General features: G+C 68.9%; 12 protein-coding genes. 7 read left to right on the forward strand and 5 right to left on the reverse strand.

Annotated elements, in window-relative coordinates:
- Positions 1 to 30 precede the first annotated feature (30 nt).
- Positions 31 to 3,372, reverse strand: a complete 3,342-nt coding sequence (locus J7U46_RS00215) for a S41 family peptidase (protein ID WP_282822802.1) — start codon at positions 3,370 to 3,372, stop codon at positions 31 to 33.
- The gene (locus J7U46_RS00220; protein WP_282822803.1) at positions 3,369 to 4,025 is read right to left on the reverse strand and encodes a DedA family protein; all 657 of its coding nucleotides are present in this window, start codon (positions 4,023 to 4,025) and stop codon (positions 3,369 to 3,371) included. Before J7U46_RS00220 ends, J7U46_RS00215 begins: the two co-directional genes overlap by 4 nt.
- Before the next feature lie 114 nt (positions 4,026 to 4,139).
- Here J7U46_RS00220 and J7U46_RS00225 point away from each other — a divergent pair, with 114 nt between their 5' ends.
- From J7U46_RS00225 to J7U46_RS00255, 7 genes are read left to right on the forward strand one after another with little or no spacing between them, the layout of a single operon-like run.
- Positions 4,140 to 4,964, forward strand: a complete 825-nt coding sequence (locus J7U46_RS00225) for an alpha/beta fold hydrolase (protein WP_282822804.1) — start codon at positions 4,140 to 4,142, stop codon at positions 4,962 to 4,964.
- A gap of 40 nt (positions 4,965 to 5,004) precedes the next feature.
- Complete coding sequence (gene mutL / locus J7U46_RS00230) at positions 5,005 to 6,858, forward strand: DNA mismatch repair endonuclease MutL (RefSeq protein ID WP_282822805.1); 1,854 nt, start codon at positions 5,005 to 5,007, stop codon at positions 6,856 to 6,858.
- Between the two features lie 42 nt (positions 6,859 to 6,900).
- Positions 6,901 to 8,298: a pseudouridine synthase gene (locus J7U46_RS00235; protein ID WP_282822806.1), complete on the forward strand. Its 1,398-nt coding sequence runs from the start codon at positions 6,901 to 6,903 to the stop codon at positions 8,296 to 8,298.
- On the forward strand, positions 8,298 to 9,218 hold the full coding sequence (gene miaA, locus J7U46_RS00240) for a tRNA (adenosine(37)-N6)-dimethylallyltransferase MiaA (protein WP_282822807.1): 921 nt from the start codon (positions 8,298 to 8,300) through the stop codon (positions 9,216 to 9,218). Before J7U46_RS00235 ends, miaA begins: the two co-directional genes overlap by 1 nt.
- 5 nt (positions 9,219 to 9,223) lie before the next feature.
- The gene (locus J7U46_RS00245; protein WP_282824911.1) at positions 9,224 to 9,874 is read left to right on the forward strand and encodes an ABC transporter ATP-binding protein; all 651 of its coding nucleotides are present in this window, start codon (positions 9,224 to 9,226) and stop codon (positions 9,872 to 9,874) included.
- Complete coding sequence (locus J7U46_RS00250; RefSeq protein ID WP_282822808.1) at positions 9,871 to 12,366, forward strand: ABC transporter permease; 2,496 nt, start codon at positions 9,871 to 9,873, stop codon at positions 12,364 to 12,366. Before J7U46_RS00245 ends, J7U46_RS00250 begins: the two co-directional genes overlap by 4 nt.
- On the forward strand, positions 12,366 to 13,418 hold the full coding sequence (locus tag J7U46_RS00255) for a lipocalin-like domain-containing protein (protein ID WP_282822809.1): 1,053 nt from the start codon (positions 12,366 to 12,368) through the stop codon (positions 13,416 to 13,418). Before J7U46_RS00250 ends, J7U46_RS00255 begins: the two co-directional genes overlap by 1 nt.
- A gap of 6 nt (positions 13,419 to 13,424) precedes the next feature.
- Here the strand turns inward: J7U46_RS00255 and J7U46_RS00260 are convergent, their stop codons facing one another.
- The 3 genes from J7U46_RS00260 to J7U46_RS00270 form a co-directional block, all read right to left on the reverse strand.
- Positions 13,425 to 14,246, reverse strand: coding sequence for a GGDEF domain-containing protein (locus J7U46_RS00260; RefSeq protein ID WP_282822810.1), 822 nt, complete (start codon positions 14,244 to 14,246; stop codon positions 13,425 to 13,427).
- Positions 14,247 to 14,354: 108 nt separating this feature from the next.
- Positions 14,355 to 15,923 carry a DHA2 family efflux MFS transporter permease subunit gene (locus J7U46_RS00265; protein ID WP_282822811.1) on the reverse strand — a complete coding sequence of 523 codons (1,569 nt, stop codon included), beginning with the start codon at positions 15,921 to 15,923 and terminating at the stop codon, positions 14,355 to 14,357.
- Positions 15,920 to 17,182 carry an efflux RND transporter periplasmic adaptor subunit gene (locus J7U46_RS00270; protein ID WP_282822812.1) on the reverse strand — a complete coding sequence of 421 codons (1,263 nt, stop codon included), beginning with the start codon at positions 17,180 to 17,182 and terminating at the stop codon, positions 15,920 to 15,922. Before J7U46_RS00270 ends, J7U46_RS00265 begins: the two co-directional genes overlap by 4 nt.

Genomic DNA, 17,182 nt, shown 5'->3' on the forward strand with positions numbered 1-17,182 from the left:
GCGTGGACCGAATTTAGTCCTTTGAAATGACTACTTTCCCAACGTGGCCGGCGCCGGCGGCACATGGCGCTGGATGGGCTTCCAGGTCTCCAGGCGCTTCAGCACATTGGCGATGGCCGCATCGAGCTGGGTGTCCTGGCCCTTGTTGACGGCGGCCGGGTCGAGTTCGACGTCGATATCCGGCGCCACGCCCTCGTTCTCGATCCGCCATTCGCCTTCCGGCGTGTAGAAGCGGAAGTAAGGCACCACCAGCGAGCCGCCATCGATCAGGTTGGGGTTGATCGAGATGCCGATCAGCCCACCCCAGGTGCGCTTGCCGATCAGCGGGCCGAGGCCCACGCGCTTGAAGGCATAGGGCATGAAGTCGCCACCCGAACCGGCGTCCTGGTCCACCAGCATGGCCTTGGGGCCGTAGATCGCGCCGCCGGGGGTGTCGAACACGAGGCCGTCGCGGTCCTTCCAGCTCGACAGGTAGGGCCGGCTCAAAAGCTCGGTCACGTAGTTGGCCGCCTGGCCGCCGCCGTTGCGGCGGTCGTCCACGATCAGGGCCTGCTTGTCGACCTGGGCGAAGAACATGCGGTTGAAGGAGCGGAAACCGCCGGTGCCAGTGTCGGGCATGTAGACGTAGGCGACCTTGCCGCCGGACTTCTGCTGCACGTACTGGTGGTTGCGCTCGATCCAGTCCCACTGGCGCAGCGCGGCTTCGTTGGCGATCGGTTCCACCACCACCTCGCGGCTGCCCTTGCCGCTGGCATCGCTGGCCACGGTCAGGCTGACCTGCTTGCCCACCAGGTTCTCCAGGCGCGAGTAGAGGTTCTGCTTGGCATCGACCTGGTGGCCGTTCACGGCCAGGATGAATTCCCCTGCCTTCACGTTGGCGCCCGGCGTTGCCAAAGGCGCCTTCATGAAGGGGCTCCAGCGGTCGCCGGCCAGCACCTTGCTCACCTTGTAGCGGCCGCTTTCCACCGTGAAGTCGGCACCCAGCAGGCCCACGCTGACGGTCGGCTCCGAATGCTGGTCGCCGCCGCCGATGCGGTTGTGGCCGACCTGCAGCTCACCAATCATCTCGACCAGCAGGTCGTTCAGGTCCTCGCGGCGCTGCACATGCGCGAGCAGCGGCAGGTAGCGCTTGTAGATGCCGTCCCAGTCCAGGCCATGCAGGCCGGCGTCGTAGAAGTACTCCTTCTCCATCCACCAGGTCTCGTCGAAGATCTGCTTCCATTCGGCACGCAGGTCAACCTTGGTGCGCAGGCCGGAGAGGTCGATGGGCTTGGGATCGAGCTTCTCCTTGGCATCCGAGATGTCGAGGCGGCCGCGCGATCCCTGCAGCAGGATCTTCTTGCCATCGGCGCTCAGGCTGTAGCCGTTCAGGCCAGTGCGCACCGAGACGGCCTTGCGCTCCTCGAAGTCGAAGCGGTAGAGCTCGCCACTGGCATCACCAAAGGTGGCCGGCAGCTCGTTGCTGATGCCGGGCTGGCGACGTTCCATGTAGAACAGTGCGCCGTCGGCGGCCACGGCCAGGCTGTCGTAGGCGCGTTCGGCCACCGGCAGCGCCACGATGCGCTGCTGCAGGCCTTCCACGTCCAGGCGCACCGGCCTGACCTTGTCGTCCTTCTTCTCGTCTTTCTTGTCAGCGGGCTTGGCAGCAGAAGCGGCCGATGCTGCAGGCGCAGCAGCTTCCGGCTTCTTCGCTTCTTCCTTCTTGGCGTCCTCGTCTCCACCCTTGGGCGGCAGCGGCGACTTGCCGTCGCTGGCCAGCACGGCGGCGTAGATGCCGGAGCGCACCGAACGTTCCTGCGTCGACATGTCGAGGCCGACCAGGGTCGGGCCGGCATTGATCGAGGCCGTGAAGAACAGGTAGTCGCCCTTGCTCGAGAACGCCGGATCGTCGGCATGGCTCAGGCCGTCGCTGACCGGGATCTGCTTGCCCGTCTGCAGGTCGGCGATGCGCACCTGGCTGAAGGAGTTGGCGATGGTCACGGCGTAGGCCAGGTAGCGGCTGTCCGGCGAGAACACGGCGTTGAAGCTGCCGCGGCGGCGCAGGCTGCTGTCGATCTTGTTCAGCTGGCCGCGCTTGGGGCCTTCGACCAGCGAGATCGTGTACAGGTTCAGGTGGTTGTCTTCCACCACCAGCGTCTGACCATTGGGCGACCAGTCGCGCAGCGAGAAGTAGCCGTTCTTGGGCAGCGGCAGCACCTCGGGCTTGCCGGTGCCGGTCTGGCTTTGCAGCACGATCTGGTGCTGCATGCCGGGGGCATCGGAGATGTAGGCGACGCGTTGCCCGTCAGGGCTCCACAGTGCGTCCTTCTCGCGCACGCCGGAGGTTTCGGTCAGGTTGCGCACCGAGCCGTCCTTGACCGGCACAGTGAACACGTCGCCACGGGCACTGACCACCACACGCTTGCCGGTGGCCGAGAGCTGGGCCGAGGTCAGGTTGCGGCCCGCGTCCTTCCACTGCGTGCGCGCCTGGATGGAGGCGGTGTTGATGCCGACGTTGATGTCGCGCGCGGCGCCGCCGTCGAGGCTCAGCTCCTTGATGCGGCCACCGACCTCGTAGACCACCGTGCGGCCGCTCGCCTCGACGCTCTTGACGTCCCAAACCGTTTCCTTCGTCAGCTGGCGCAGTGCCTTGGTCTTGCTGTTGTAGGCGAACAGATTGGCGGCGCCATCGTTGCGGTCCGAGATGAACACGACCTCGTCACCGGCCCAGACCGGGTTGGTGTCGCTCGCGTTGACGTGGGGAATCTGCTCCCACTGGTTGGTGGCCGGGTCGATGATCCAGACCGGCGGCGTGGTGCCGCCACGGCTCTGGCGCCAGCCGGCCGTGCCCACATAGGCCTGGCGGTAGGGGCGGTAGGCGAGCTTCTTGCCATCCGGCGACCAGTTGCCTTCGTAGGCCACGGCCTCCATCAGCTTGCGCTCGAAGCCGCCTTCGGCATCGATCTCGAACAGTTGGTTGCTGCGGTTGTTGGCCACCTCGCGCGAGGAGGCGAACAGCACGCGCTTGCCGTCCGGGCTCCAGCCGCTCACCACATCGGCCGACGGATGCCAGGTCAGTCGGCGGGGCTGGCCGCCTTCGGCCGGGATCACATAGACGTCGGTGTTGCCGTCATAGCTGGCGGAGAAGGCGATGCTCTTGCCGTCCGGCGAGAAATGCGGCGAGAACTCGGCCGCCGCGTGGGTCGTCAGGCGGCGCGGGTTGCTGCCGTCGCGGCCGGCGATCCAGAGGTCGCCCGCATAGACGAAAGCCAGCTGCGTGGCCGAGATCGTGGGCTGGCGCAAGAGCCGGGTCGGTTCTTCAGCAGCCTGCGCGGCCTGAGTCACGCCGACCAGGGCCAATGCCGCGACCAGCGCGGAAAGACGGTACTTCATGCGGTCTCCTTGTTGGGGCGTCGCAGCTTGGATCTCAGGCCGCCGCCGATTGCAATCAGGCCAGGGATGATGATCATGGCCCAGATGATTTTTTCGAGGTTCGCCTGCACCCAGGGCACATTGCCAAACAGGTAGCCGACCATGGTGATGCCCACAACCCAAAGCAGGCCGCCGCTGACGTCGTACAGCGTGAACTTGCTGCGCGTCATCTGTGCCACGCCCGCCACGAAGGGCGCGAAGGTGCGCACAAAGGGCATGAAGCGCGCGATCACGATGGTGATGCCGCCATGGCGCTCATAGAAGGCGTGGGCCTGGTCGAAGGCCTTGCGGTTGAAGAAGCGCGAGTTCTCCCACTGGAAGACCTTGGGCCCGAAGTAGCGGCCTATCGCGTAATTGCTCTGGTTGCCGGCCACGGCGGCCACGCTCATCAGGCTGATAGAGAGGCCGAGATCCAGCAAGCCCGTGCCGCACATCGCACCGACGATGAAGAGCAGCGAGTCACCCGGCAGAAAGGGCATCACCACGACGCCGGTCTCCACGAAGATGATCAGGAACAAGAGGCCGTAGATCCAGGCGCCGTGGGCCGCCACGAAGGTGGCGAGATGCTTGTCCACATGGACGACGAAGTCGATCAGCAGGGTGATGAATTCCATGGCGGCGCATTATGCGGTGCCACAGCAGAAACGAATGGCATGGCGAGATCAAGCTCTCACAATGGCCCGGTCGCTGATCCAAGTCCCTCAAGTCCCTCAAGTCCCTTTACCCCGATGAATGCCCTTCAATGGATACCGGTCGCCGGTGCCCACCTGCCCTGTGTGCTGCGCCGCCATCCCAACCCCAGCAAGTCGCCGCTGGTCTTCCTGCACGCCGGCGTCACGGACCATCGCCTGTGGCTCGCACAACTGCAGGCCTTCGGCGCCGAGCGCACCGTGCTGGCCTATGACCGGCGCGGCTATGGCGTTGCCGAGATCGAGACCGTGGGCCCGTTCTCGCACCTGCACGACCTCTGGGCCGTGATGGATGCGGCGGGCCTGCAGCATGCGGTGCTGGTCGGCTGTTCGCTCGGCGGGCGCCTCGCGCTGGAGGCGGCGCTGGACCGGCCCACCCGCGTGACTGGGCTCTTCCTGGTGGCGCCGGCCGTCAATGGCGCTCCCGTGCCCGAGCTGACCGAGGCCGAACAGCGGCTGGATGAGGCCATCGACGCCGCCGAGTTGTCCTGCGATTTCGACAAGACCAACGCGGCCCTGGCCGCCCTGTGGCTGGACGGCCCCACCAGCCCGGCCGGCCGCGTGGACGGCGAGGCCCGCACCCTCTTCCTCGACATGGACGACTTGATGCTGCGCGCGCCCAAGCCCGGCCCGGCCATCGAGGCGCCGCCCAGCTGGCCGCAGCTGGAACGGGTGCAGGTGCCCACGCATCTGCTGTGGGGTGATCTGGACCTGGCCTATTTCTCCGAGCGTTGCGAGCAGATGGCCGCACGCATCCCCTGCGCACAGCGCACCCTGATGCCGGGTGTGGCCCACCTGCCCTCGCTGGAGGCGCCGGAGGCCTTCAATGCGGCGCTGGCGGACTTTTTGGCCGGGCTGCCCTGACGGGCTCTGGGGATGACGCCGGCTTCCTACAATCCGGCCCATGGATTTGTCGTCTTCCCCCGCCCCGCGCCGCGAGATCCGCGAACTCCCCGATGAACTGATCAGCCAGATCGCCGCCGGCGAGGTGGTCGAGCGCCCTGCCTCGGTGGTGCGCGAGCTGGTGGACAACGCGCTGGATGCCGGCGCCACCCAGATCCAGGTCAAGCTGATGGCCGGCGGCGTGCGTGCCATCGTCGTCGAGGACGATGGCCTCGGCATTCCGTCCGAAGAGCTGCCGCTGGCGCTGCGCCGGCATGCCACCAGCAAGATCCGCAACCTCGATGAACTGGAATCGGTCGGCACCATGGGCTTCCGGGGCGAGGCGCTGGCCGCCATCGCCTCGGTGTCAGAGATGGCCATTGCCAGCCGCAGCGAGGGCGCGGCCCATGCCCACCGCATCGACGCCCGCTCCGGCGAGCTGAACCCGGCGGCACGGGCGCGCGGCACCAGCGTGGAGGTGCGCGAGCTGTTCTTCAGCACGCCGGCACGCCGCAAGTTTTTGAAGACCGATGCCACCGAGCTAGCGCATTGCGTGGAGGCCGTGCGCCGCCATGCGCTGGCGCGGCCCGATGTGGGCTTTGCGGTCTGGCACGAGGGCAAGCTCGTGGAGCAATGGCGCGCCGGCACGGCCGAACAGCGCGTGGCCGATGTGCTGGGCGAGGAGTTCGTGGCCGAGAGCCGCCCGGTGGAAGGCGGCGCCGGCCCCTTGCGCATCCATGGCCGCGCCGGCCTGCCCGAGGCCTCGCGCAGCCGCGCCGACATGCAGTACGTCTACGTCAACGGCCGCTTCGTGCGCGACAAGCTGATCGCGCACGGCGTGCGCTCGGCCTATGAAGACGTGCTGCACGGCCACCGCCAGCCCTGCTACCTGCTGTTCCTCGAAATCGACCCCAGCCTCGTCGACGTGAACGTGCACCCGACCAAGATCGAGGTGCGCTTCCGCGATGGCCGCGAGCTGCACCAGCGCGTGCGCTATGCCGTGCAGGATGCGCTGGCGGTGTCGCGCGCGGCTGAGGCTCAAACCACGAATGCCATCCAGGCGGCCCAGCAGGCGACAGCGGAGGCACCCGGCTATCGCCCCTCGCCCGGCAATCCGCCGGCCTGGTTCGGCAACGCCCAGACGGCCGCCGAAGCGCCGGCCCCGGCCTACGTGCCCAGCTGGCGCAGCAACACCCAGGTCTCGCTGGGCCTGGCCGAAGCCCAGGCGCTCTATGCGCCGCAGACGCCACTGCCGGTCGCCTTTGCCGAGCCCAGCGCCCTGCCCGCGCATGACTGGCCACTGGGCCGCGCCGTGGCGCAGATCCAGGGCGTCTACATCCTGGCCGAGAACGCCCAGGGCCTGGTCATTGTCGACATGCATGCGGCCCATGAGCGCGTGGTCTACGAGCGGCTCAAGGCCTCGCTCGGCGCGGCCGCCATCGAGTCGCAGCCGCTGCTGATCCCGGTGACCTTCGCCGCCACGGCGCAGGAGATCGCCACGGCGGAAGCCCAGGCCGAGGGCCTGTTGCGGCTGGGTCTGGACGTGGCGCCGCTGTCCAGCAAGATGCTGGCCGTGCGCGCCCGCCCGGCTGCGCTGGCCGGTGGCGACGTGGTGGAGCTGACGCGCGGCGTGCTGGCCGAACTGGGCCAGTTCGATGCCAGCCAGGCCATCGAGCGGGCCCAGCACGAGATCCTCGCCACCATGGCCTGCCATGGCGCAGTGCGCGCCAACCGGCAACTGACGCTGGACGAAATGAACGCCCTCTTGCGCGACATGGAGCGCACCGAACGGGCCGACCAGTGCAACCACGGCCGGCCGACCTGGCGCCAGCTGACGATGAAGGAACTGGACGCCCTGTTCCTGCGGGGCCGCTGAAGGCTCGCTTGATGGTCCAATAGCGTCCTAGCGAAAGTACCCATGGCCACCCTGAAACTGAACAAGAAGCCCGCCCCGCGCAAGACCACGGCGGACGGCGAGAAGCGCGCCCCGCTGCGCGGCAAGGGCGTGTCGCGCCCGCGCCAGACCCTCGAGCAGGTGCAGGCCGAGCGAAAGGCTTTCGAGCAGCGCCGCGCCGAAGAACGCGGCCCCAGCGAAGAACGCGGCCCGGCCCGCCCAGCTCGGCCAGCTCGTCCCGCAGCCCCCGGCGAGCGCCCGGCGCGTTCGGGTGACAGGCCGGCCAAGCCTTCCGGTGGTTTCCGCCGTGAAGAGCAGCAAGGCCAGCAGCGCAATGAAGGCCGTGCGCTGCCGCGTGGCGAAGGGCGCCCGGCACCGCGCGGTGAAGGCCGGCCCGCACCACGTGGCGAGGGTCGCGCCGCCCCGAGGCAAGACAGCCGCCCACAGCGCAGCGATGAGCGCCCGCCACGCCAATCTGACCGCAATGATCGCGATGACCGTGGTGGTTTCCGTGGCGGTGACCGCAACGAAGGCCAGTTCAACCGTGACGATGCCCCGCCACCGCGCCGCGATCAGCGCCGCAACACCGGCCCGCGCTTCGATCAACCCTACGGCCAGCAAGCGCCGCAGCCGCGTCAGCGCCGCGAACCCGTCGAACCGCCGCCCGAGGGCGAACGCCTGTCCAAGCGCATGGGCGAGCTGGGCATCGCCTCGCGCCGTGAGGCCGACGAGTGGATCGAAGCCGGCTGGGTGCGCGTGGACGGCAAGATGGCCCACCTCGGCCAGCGCGTGCTGCCCGACGCCAAGATTGAGGTCGACGACGCTGCCCATCAGCAGCAGGCGACCCGCGTGACCATCCTGCTGCACAAGCCCATCGGCTATGTGTCAGGCCAAGCTGAGGATGGCTATGAGCCGGCGGCCGTGCTGATCAAGCAGGACACGCACTGGGGCGAAGACACCTCGGGCATCAAGTTCCATCCAGGCCAGTTGCGCGGCCTCGCGCCCGCCGGCCGCCTGGACATCGACTCCACCGGCCTGCTCGTGCTGACGCAGGACGGCCGCGTGGCCAAGGCCCTGATCGGCGAGGACTCGTTGGTCGAGAAGGAGTACCTCGTGCGCGTCGAGTACGTCGGCCGCAATGGCGTCAAGAGCGACGAAGGCTTCACCGAGCAAGACCTGGCCCTGCTGCGCCATGGCCTGGAGCTCGATGGCGTGCAGCTGAAGCCGGCCAACGTCAGCTGGGCCAATGAGGACCAACTGCGCTTCGTGCTGCGCGAGGGCCGCAAGCGCCAGATCCGCCGCATGTGCGAACTGGTCGGACTCAAGGTGGTGGGCTTGAAGCGCGTGCGCATCGGCCGCATTCCGTTGGGTAAATTGCCGGTGGGTGAATGGCGCTACCTGACACCCTGGGAACGCTTCTGATGATGCAGCCGGTTTGTCTTGCCGGGCCGACCGGCACCGGCAAGACCGCTGCCGCGCTGAAGATTGCGGAGTACCTGCCGGTCGAGATCATCAGCGTCGATTCGGCCCTGGTCTACCGAGGCATGGACATTGGCACGGCCAAGCCGAGCAAGGCCGAGCTGGCGGCGGTGCCGCACCACTTGATCGACATCCTCGATCCGCTCGAGTCTTACTCGGCCGCCGAGTTCGCCAGCAGCGCCCAGCAACTGGCGGAAGAGATCCTGGCGCGCGGCAAGCTGCCGCTGCTGGTCGGCGGCACCATGCTGTATTTCAAGGCCTTGTTCGACGGGCTCTCGGCCCTGCCGCAGGCCGATGCCGAGCTGCGCGCGCAACTGGATGCCGAGGCCGAGCAGATCGGCTGGCCGGCCATGCATGCCAAGCTTGCCACTATCGACCCAGAGACGGCAGCCCGCCTCGCGCCGAACGATTCGCAGCGCATCCAGCGCGCGCTCGAGGTCTGGCACCTGAGCGGCAAGACCCTGTCGCAGCTGCATGCGGAGCCGCAGCGCAGCAGCGGCGTCGATTGGCCCCTGCTCTCGCTGGAGCCGCAGGACCGTGCCTGGCTGCACCAGCGGCTGGACCAGCGCTTCCAGCAGATGCTGGACCAGGGCCTGATCGATGAGGTGAAGGCGCTGCGCGCGCGGGGCGATCTGTCGCCGGACCTGCCCTCGATGCGCTGCGTGGGCTACCGCCAGACCTGGGAGGCACTGGACAGCGGCGATTTCAAGCATCTGGTCGAACGCGGCAGTGCCGCCACGCGCCAGCTGGCCAAGCGACAGATCACCTGGCTGCGCAGCATGCCGCAGCGCCAGGTGGTCGACTGCCAGCATCCGGACGCGGCCCTGCATGTGCTGGCCGCGCTGCAAAAAGCCCTGCGATGAGCGCCATGCTGGAGGCCCGCAAGCTCGCCAAGCGCTACGGCGACAGCACCGTGTTCAGCGGCCTGTCGCTGAACCTGGCGCCGGGCGAGCTGGTGGCCTTGCTTGGCGAATCCGGCTGCGGCAAATCCACCTTCCTGAACTGCCTGGCCGGGTTGGACCGCCCCGACGAGGGCCAGGTCTTGCTCGAAGGGCAGGACATCCATGCGCTCGCCGAGGCGGCCCAGGCGCGGCTGCGGCGCGAACGCCTCGGCTTCGTGTTCCAGGCCTTCCATGTGCTGCCGCACCTGGACGTGGCCGGCAATGTGGGCCTGCCGCTGCTCTTGCAGGGCCGTGAAGACGCGGCCCGCGTGACCGAAATGCTGGAGGCTGTGGGCTTGGTCGACCTTGCTGCACGCATGCCGCGCCAGCTCTCCGGCGGCCAGCTGCAGCGTGTGGCCATCGCCCGCGCCCTGGTCCACAAGCCGGCCCTGGTGCTGGCCGATGAACCCACCGGCAACCTGGACCCTCGCCATGCCGACGGTGTGCTGGAGCTCTTGCGCCAGCAATGCCGCGAGCAAGGTGCGGCCTGCCTGCTGGTGACGCATTCGGAGCGCGCCGCTGCGCTGGCTGACCGCCGCCTGCACCTCGGCGAGGCCGGCCTGGAAGCCCTGCCATGACGGGGTTGCGCTGGCTGCGACGCCTCTCGCTGCCGGCGCTGCGCCACCAGGCCGGACGCCAGTTGCTGGCCCTGGTGGCCGTGATGCTGGGCGTGGCCCTGCCCTATGCCGTCCACCTGATCAATGCAGCCGCACTTGGTGAATTCGCGGCGGCCGCCCGCAGCGTCGAAGGCCAGCCCGACCTGGTGCTGAGCCGCGATGGCGGCACGCTGGACCTGGCCTTGTTCGAGCGCATCGCCGCGCGGCCCGAGGTGCTGCAGGCCGCGCCGCAGATCGAGGCCAGCGTGCAGATGCGCCGAGCCGACGGTCAGGTTCGCAGCCTGCGCCTGCTGGGCATCGACGCCCTGGCCGCCACCGGCTTGAGCCCCGACCTGCTGGCCCGGCCGCTGAAGACCGAATCGCCCTTGCAGCTGTGGCTGGACCCGCAGCGCCTGCATCTGAACCGCGCTGCCGCCCTGTGGCTCGGTGAGCAGCAGGCGCTGATCGAGCTGCGCCATCCACAAGGCTCGCAGTTGCAGACCACCCGCCTGCAGCGCGGCGGTGAAGTAGCAGCCGGCGGTCCGCCGCTGGCGGTGATCGACATCGCCGGCGCCCAGGCCCTGCTCGGCCGCACCACGCTGGACCGGATCGCCCTGCGCTTGCAGAGCGGCGTGACAGCAGCGCAATTCCTGGCCAGTGCCGCGCTGCCGGACGCCGTGCACGCAGCGCCACCCGTTGACGCCGACGCCCGACTCTCCAGCCTCACGCAGGCCTACCGCGTGAACCTCGGCGTGCTGTCCCTGATGGCGCTGTTCACCGGCAGCTTCCTCGTGTTCGCGGTGGTCTCGCTGTCGGTGGCCCAGCGCCAGCCGCAGCTGGCCTTGCTGGGCGTGCTGGGCCTCTCGGGCCGAGAGCGCGCCGGCCTCGTGATGGCCGAGGCGACGCTGCTGGGCCTCGTCGGCAGCAGTCTCGGCCTGCTGCTTGGCTGGCTGTTGCATGGCGTGGTGCTGAAGCTGCTGGGCGGCGATTTCGGTGCGGCCCTGGGCATCAGCCAGGTCGCTTCTGCGTCGCTGGAGCCGCTGCCGCTGCTGGGCTTTGGCGCTCTGGGCTTGCTGGTCTGCCTGCTGGCCGCAGCGGCGCCAGCCCTCGCGGTGCGCGAGATGCCGGTGGCCCAGGTGCTCAAGGGCCTGGGCGGCACCTCGCTGCGGCGCTGGCCGGCCTGGCTCGGCCCCGGTCTGCTGCTGGCGGCCCTGCCGCTGGCGCTGGCACCGGCCTGGCAGGAACTGTCTCTCGGCGCCTATGCCGCCATGCTGTGCCTGCTGCTCGGTGGCATGCTGAGCCTGCCGCAGGCCTTGTCGCTGCTGCTGAAGCGCCAGCGCGGCACGGCCCTCGCGCGGCTGGCGCGTGCGCGGCTGCGCGAGCACAGTGGCGATGCCTTGCAGACGCTGTCGGGCGTGCTGGTGGCACTGGCCCTGTCGGTGGCCATGCTGGTGATGGTGGGCAGCTTCCGCGAGTCGCTGCAGCAATGGCTCACGCAGATGCTGCCGGCCGAGATGTACCTGCGCAGCGGCATCCGGGGCGGCGCGCCGCTGCCGCCGGCCTTCGTCGAGGCTGTGCAGCAAAGCCCGCTGTTCGAGCGCACCGCCCAGCAACGCACGGCCAAGGCCTGGCTGGCCGAAGCGGCAGCGAACGGGCAGGAACTGGCCTTGCTGGCGCGCGAGTTCGACCCGGGCCATCTGCCCCTGGTCGACCCGGCGGTGGCGACCCAGGGCCCGGCCTTCTTCATCAATGAGGCGATGCGCGACAGCCTGCGGCTGCAGCCTGGTCAAGGCCTGAGTCTGCGGCTCGCGGGCGGCGCCCGTCTCGATGGCCAGGTGGCCGGCGTCTGGCGCGACTACAGCCGCCAGAGCCCGGCCCTGCTGCTGGCCCTGGCCGACTACCGCCGTGCCAGTGGCGAGGCGGCAGTCAGCGAATTGCTGCTGTGGCCCAAGGCCGGAGCAGAGGGCGTGGTGAAGCAGCTGCGGGCGCTCGCGGCGGAGCCCGACGACATCGAGGTCGCCAGCGCCGAGGACCTGCGCACGCTCTCGCTGCGCATCTTCGATCGCAGCTTTGTGCTGACCCATGGCCTGCAGGCCGTGGCCCTGGCGATCGGCCTGTTCGGCATCGCCGCCAGCCAGTCAGCGCAGACGCTGGCGCGGCGGCGTGAGTTCGGCCTTTTGCGGCATCTGGGCCTGTCGCGCAGCGATGTGCTGGGCCTGCTCTTGCGCGAAGCGGGCTTGCTGGCCGCCTGCGGCCTGCTGCTTGGGCTGGTACTCGGCCTGCTGATCAGCGCGGTGCTCGTGTGGGTGCTGAACCCGCAGAGCTTCCACTGGAGCATGGAGATGCACATCCCCTGGCTGCGCCTCGCAGGCCTGCTGGCGGCGGTGTTCGTCACCGCCGTCGCGGCCGCGCTGCTGGCGGGGCGCCAGGCCCTGTCGGTCGATGCGGTGCAGTCGGTAAAGGAGGACTGGTGATGATGAAGATCGGCCGCCGCGCGCTCCTGCTCGCCGCCTTGCCGGGCCCGACTACCGCCCTTGCCGCCGCCGGTCTGCAGTTCCCGCGCGACCACGGCTCACATCCAGGCGAAGCCATCGAATGGTGGTACCTCACCGGCCTGATCGGTGCTGACGCGAAGCGGCCCGACTACGGCTATCAGCTGACCTTCTTCAGTCTGCGCGGGCCGGTGCACGGCGAGCATCCGAGCCCCTTCGCCGCGCGTCAACTGCTGCTGGCCCATGCCGCGCTGAGCGACATCAGGGGCCAGCGGCTGCACCACGACCAGCGGCTGGCGCGGGTGGGCTTCGAGCATGCGCGGGCGGCGGAAGGCGACAGCGATCTGCGGCTGTCCGACTGGACGCTGAAGCGCACCGAGCAAGGCTATGTTGCGGCCATTGCAAGCAGCACGGCCGGCTTTGCGCTGGAGCTGGCTTTGCAGACCACGCAAGCACCCTTGCAGCAGGGCGAGCAGGGCCTGTCGCGCAAATCGGCTGCAACCTTCAGCCACTACTACAGCCAGGTTCAGCTGCAGACCCGCGCCCGCTTGCAGATCGATGGCCGTCCTCTGCAACTGCGGGGCCGCTCCTGGCTGGACCACGAATGGAGTGGCCAGTTGCTGCCGCCCGAGGCCGAGGGCTGGGATTGGCTGGGCATCAACCTGGACAATGGCGGCGCCCTCACCGCCTTCCGCCTGCGTCGGGCCGATGGCAGCACGCTGTGGACCGGCGGCAGCTGGCGCAAGCCCGATGGCAGCCTGCGCACGTTCGCCAATGGCGAGCTGGCCTTCGAGCCGCAGCGCCGCTGGCGCAGCGAGCTCAGCAGCGCGCAGTACCCGGTGCAATGGCGGATCAAGAGCCCGCTTGGCGAGTTGCAGCTGGCGGCGCTGTTCGACGCGCAGGAGGTCGATGCCCGGCGCAGCACCGGCATGGCCTACTGGGAAGGTGTGGCCAGGCTGAGTGACAGCCGTGGCCAGCAGATCGGCTTGGGCTACCTGGAGATGACCGGCTACGCCGGCAAGATGCAGCTCTAGGGGCCGCTACAGCTTGCTCTGCGGCTTGCTGACGCGCGGCCGCGAAGGCAGCAGCTGTGCGTCGGCCCGCACGCAGTTGCGGCCCGCAGCGAGCGCCTCGCGCAAGGCGGCCTCGGTGGCCTGCACCAGCTGCTGCAGGGCTGCATGCTCTTCCTGCAAGGCCGCCACGCCGAGGCTGGCCGTGCATTGCAGGATCTGGCCCTGCCATTCGAAGCCCAGGCGCTCGGCGCGTTCGCGCAGCCGGTCGGCCACATCGAGGGCGCCCAGCGGGTCGGTGTCGGGTAACAACAGGATGAACCGGTCGTCGTCGAAGCGGGCCAGCAGGTCGGGCTGGCGCAGCTGGGCCTGGGCGCTTTCGGCCAGGGCGCGCAGCAGCAGCTCGCCGCAGCGCTGGCCGAAGCGATTCTGGATCTGGGCGAAATGATCGAGCTGCAAGAGCACCAGGGCGCAAGGCCGCTGATAGCGCCGCGCGGCTGACAGCTCGCGCTCGGCGGCATGCAGGAAATGCCGGCGGTCGCAGACGCCGGTGGCCGGGTCCAGCGTGCCCTGGCGGCCGAGCAGGCGCAGCGCACGGTCCAGCGGGTCGGCCAGGCCCAGCAGCAGCGCGCTGGCCGCAGCGGCGCAGATCAGCGAACCCACGCTGCCAAGCAACAAGGCTGTGCCCGGCGCGACGCCCAGCGGCACGCTCATCAAGAGGGTCAGGAGCAGGCCCGGCAGCCACAGCGCGGCGAATAGGCCGGCCCAGACCAAGGTGGCGCCATGGCGGCGCCGCAGTTCGGCCAGCTGTTGCAGCCAGCGCGGATGGTCGGGCGTGAGGTGGGACGACATGGTGGCGCGTGACCCTGGGGTACGCGCCTATTCAAACACAATGCGGGCCGCTGGAAAGCAGCCCGCACCCCTTATATCGGTGACACCGTGTGACCGATGGTCGCGGCTTCAGTGCGCGCCGCCGGCGTCCACCGGCGCGGCACCGATGCGGGGCGGCCGGCGCGTCATCCAGATGAAGGCGATCAGCACCAGGAAGAGCACGGCCGAGATCAGGAAGATGTCGTCCGCCGCCCGGGTGAAGGCCTGCTGGTCGATCTGCCGGTTGATCTGGGCCCAGGCCTGATCCACCGACATGCCGCTGCCGGTCAGCTTGGCCACCGCATCGGCCGCCACGGCGCTGCCCTGCCCCAGGTTCTCGACCATGTGCTGGTGATGCAGCGTGGCGCGGTTCTCCCACAGCGTGGTCGAGATCGACGTGCCCATGGCACCGGCCGTGATCCGCACGAAGTTCGACAGGCCGGCCGCCGCCGGCAACCGGTCCGGCGTGATGCCGGCCAGGGTCAGCGTGGTCAGCGGGATGAAGAAGAAGGCCAGCGCGGCACCCTGCAGCAGGGTCGGCACCATGATGGTGGCGAAGTCGGTCTGCGTGGTGAAGTTGGAGCGCATGGTCAAGACGACTGCAAACATCACGAAGGCAAAGGTCGCCATGGCGCGCGGGTCGAAGCGGCTGACGTTCTTGCCCACCACCGGCGACAGCAGGATGGCGAGCAAGCCCACCGGCGCCAGCGCCATGCCGGCGTCGGTGGCGGTGTAGCCCATCCACTGCTGCAGCCACAGCGGCAGCAGCACCACATTGCCGAAGAACAGGCCGTAAGCCACCGACAGCGTGGCCGCGCCCACCGCGAAATTGCGCCCGGCAAACAGCCTGAGGTCCACCACCGGATGCTCGTTGTAGAGCTCCCAGATCAGGAAGAACAGGAAGCCCACCACGGCCGTGACCGCCAGGATCTGGATCTCGCCGCTGGCGAACCAGTCGAGTTCCTTGCCCTTGTCTAGCATCAGCTGCAACGCACCGACCCAGATCACCAGGAGCGCGAGGCCTATGCCGTCGATGGGCAGCTTGGCCGTCGGCGTCTCGCGCTTCCTGTAGATGCTCCAGGTCAGGAAGGCCGCGAACAGGCCCACCGGCACGTTGATGTAGAAGATCCAGGGCCAGGAGATGTTGTCGGTGATCCAGCCGCCCAGGAGCGGCCCCACAACCGGTGCGACCAGCGTGGTCACCCCCCATAAGGCCAGCGCCGTCCCCGCTTTCTCGCGCGGATAGCTCGCGAGCAGCAGGGTCTGCGACAGCGGGATCATGGGCCCGGCCACCAGGCCTTGCAGCACGCGGCAGGCCACCAGCATTTCCAGCGAATGCGCGAAGCCGCACAACCAGGAAGCCAGCACGAACAAGAGCACGCTGGTCGTGAACAGGCGCACCGCACCGAAGCGGCGGGTCAGCCAGCCGGTCAGCGGCACCGAGATCGCATTCGCCACGCCGAAGCTGGTGATGACCCAGGTGCCCTGCACCGGGCTCACGCCCAGGTCACCGGCGATGGCGGGCAAGGACACGTTCGCGATGGACGAATCCAGCACGTTCATGAAGGTCGCCAGCGACAAGGCCAGCGTCCCCAGGATCAGGCTGGGCCCATGCAGCGGCGCCGGCTGAGCCGGTGCGTTTGCGGCGGGATTGCTCATCCTTGCACCTTGCGCGCCGCCATCGGCGTCGACTTGATCGCGCGGCCCAGGTTGGCCTTGATGATGCGGTCCACGTCGGCATCAGCCGCCGCTTCCGAGCGCTCGTGCACCTTGGTCTCGATGCTGGCCGCAGCGCGCGGCGCATCGACCAGCGACTTGCCGCTCTGGTCCGTCACGTCCACGTCCACATTCATCGACAGGCCCACGCGCAGCGGATGCTCGGCGACCTGCTTGGCGTCCAGCGCGATGCGCACCGGCACGCGCTGCACGACCTTGATCCAGTTGCCGGTGGCGTTCTGCGCCGGCAGCAGGGCAAAGGCTGCGCCAGTGCCAGCCGACAGGCCGACGATCTTGCCGTTGAACTCGACCTTCTTGCCGTAGACATCGGCCACCAGCTTGGCGGGCTGGCCGATGCGCAGGTGGTTCAGCTGGCCTTCCTTGAAATTGGCATCGACCCAGACCTGCTGCAGGCCAACCACGGCCATCAGCGGCGCGCCGGCGGCCACGCGTTGGCCGAGCTGCACGCTGCGGCGGGCAACCCAGCCATCCACCGGCGCCGGCAGCTCGGTGCGCTGCAGGGCCAGGAAGGCTTCGCGCACGCGGGCAGCGGCGCGTTGCACATTGGGGTGCTGCTCGGGCGGCACGCCGTCGGTCAGCACCTGGTTGCTGGCGAGCTGCTCGCGCGCTGCGGCCAGGGCCGATTGCGCGCCGGCGAGGCTGCTGTTGGCCGTGGTGATCTGGGCCAGCACATGCTCATATTCCTCGCGGCCCACGGCGCCAGTCTCAACCAGCGGCGCGCGGCGCTTGGCATCGCTTTGCAGGCGGTTGATCTCGCTTTGCGCGCGCTGCACATCGGCCTCGCGCAGCTTGATTTGGGCACCGAGGGTGCTGTTGTTGGCGTACAGCGTGCGCACTTCGCGGACGGTCTGGGCCAGCTGGCTCTCGGCCTGCTCCAGCGCCACCTTGGCGTCGGCCGGGTCCAGGCTCAGGAGCGGCTGACCGGCCTTCACGTAGTCGGTGTCGTCGGCATGGATGGCGCGCACCGTGCCGCCGACCAGGGGCGTGATCTGCACCACATTGGCCTGCACATAGGCGTTGTCGGTGTTCTCGACCTTGCTGCCGATCAGCTTGTCGTAGGCCACATAGCCGCCGAAGCCGAGCAGCACGGCCACGGTCAGGATCGTCAGCGCCTTGTTGCGCTTGCCATTGCCGTTGCCGTTTGCGTTGACGGGGGCGGTGGTTTGGTTGTTGTCGCTCAT

It is taken from the genome of Pelomonas sp. V22, from assembly GCF_030014915.1.
Taxonomy (GTDB): Bacteria; Pseudomonadota; Gammaproteobacteria; order Burkholderiales; family Burkholderiaceae_C; genus JAUASW01.

What these genes read in the sequence shown, in the direction of transcription:
- J7U46_RS00215 (WP_282822802.1), bottom strand. Translation starts at nt 3,372, where the DNA reads ATGAAGTACCGTCTTTCCGCGCTGGTCGCGGCATTGGCCCTGGTCGGC.
- J7U46_RS00220 (WP_282822803.1), bottom strand. Translation starts at nt 4,025, where the DNA reads ATGGAATTCATCACCCTGCTGATCGACTTCGTCGTCCATGTGGACAAG.
- J7U46_RS00225 (WP_282822804.1), top strand. Translation starts at nt 4,140, where the DNA reads ATGAATGCCCTTCAATGGATACCGGTCGCCGGTGCCCACCTGCCCTGT.
- mutL (WP_282822805.1), top strand. Translation starts at nt 5,005, where the DNA reads ATGGATTTGTCGTCTTCCCCCGCCCCGCGCCGCGAGATCCGCGAACTC.
- J7U46_RS00235 (WP_282822806.1), top strand. Translation starts at nt 6,901, where the DNA reads ATGGCCACCCTGAAACTGAACAAGAAGCCCGCCCCGCGCAAGACCACG.
- miaA (WP_282822807.1), top strand. Translation starts at nt 8,298, where the DNA reads ATGATGCAGCCGGTTTGTCTTGCCGGGCCGACCGGCACCGGCAAGACC.
- J7U46_RS00245 (WP_282824911.1), top strand. Translation starts at nt 9,224, where the DNA reads ATGCTGGAGGCCCGCAAGCTCGCCAAGCGCTACGGCGACAGCACCGTG.
- J7U46_RS00250 (WP_282822808.1), top strand. Translation starts at nt 9,871, where the DNA reads ATGACGGGGTTGCGCTGGCTGCGACGCCTCTCGCTGCCGGCGCTGCGC.
- J7U46_RS00255 (WP_282822809.1), top strand. Translation starts at nt 12,366, where the DNA reads ATGATGAAGATCGGCCGCCGCGCGCTCCTGCTCGCCGCCTTGCCGGGC.
- J7U46_RS00260 (WP_282822810.1), bottom strand. Translation starts at nt 14,246, where the DNA reads ATGTCGTCCCACCTCACGCCCGACCATCCGCGCTGGCTGCAACAGCTG.
- J7U46_RS00265 (WP_282822811.1), bottom strand. Translation starts at nt 15,923, where the DNA reads ATGAGCAATCCCGCCGCAAACGCACCGGCTCAGCCGGCGCCGCTGCAT.
- J7U46_RS00270 (WP_282822812.1), bottom strand. Translation starts at nt 17,182, where the DNA reads ATGAGCGACAACAACCAAACCACCGCCCCCGTCAACGCAAACGGCAAC.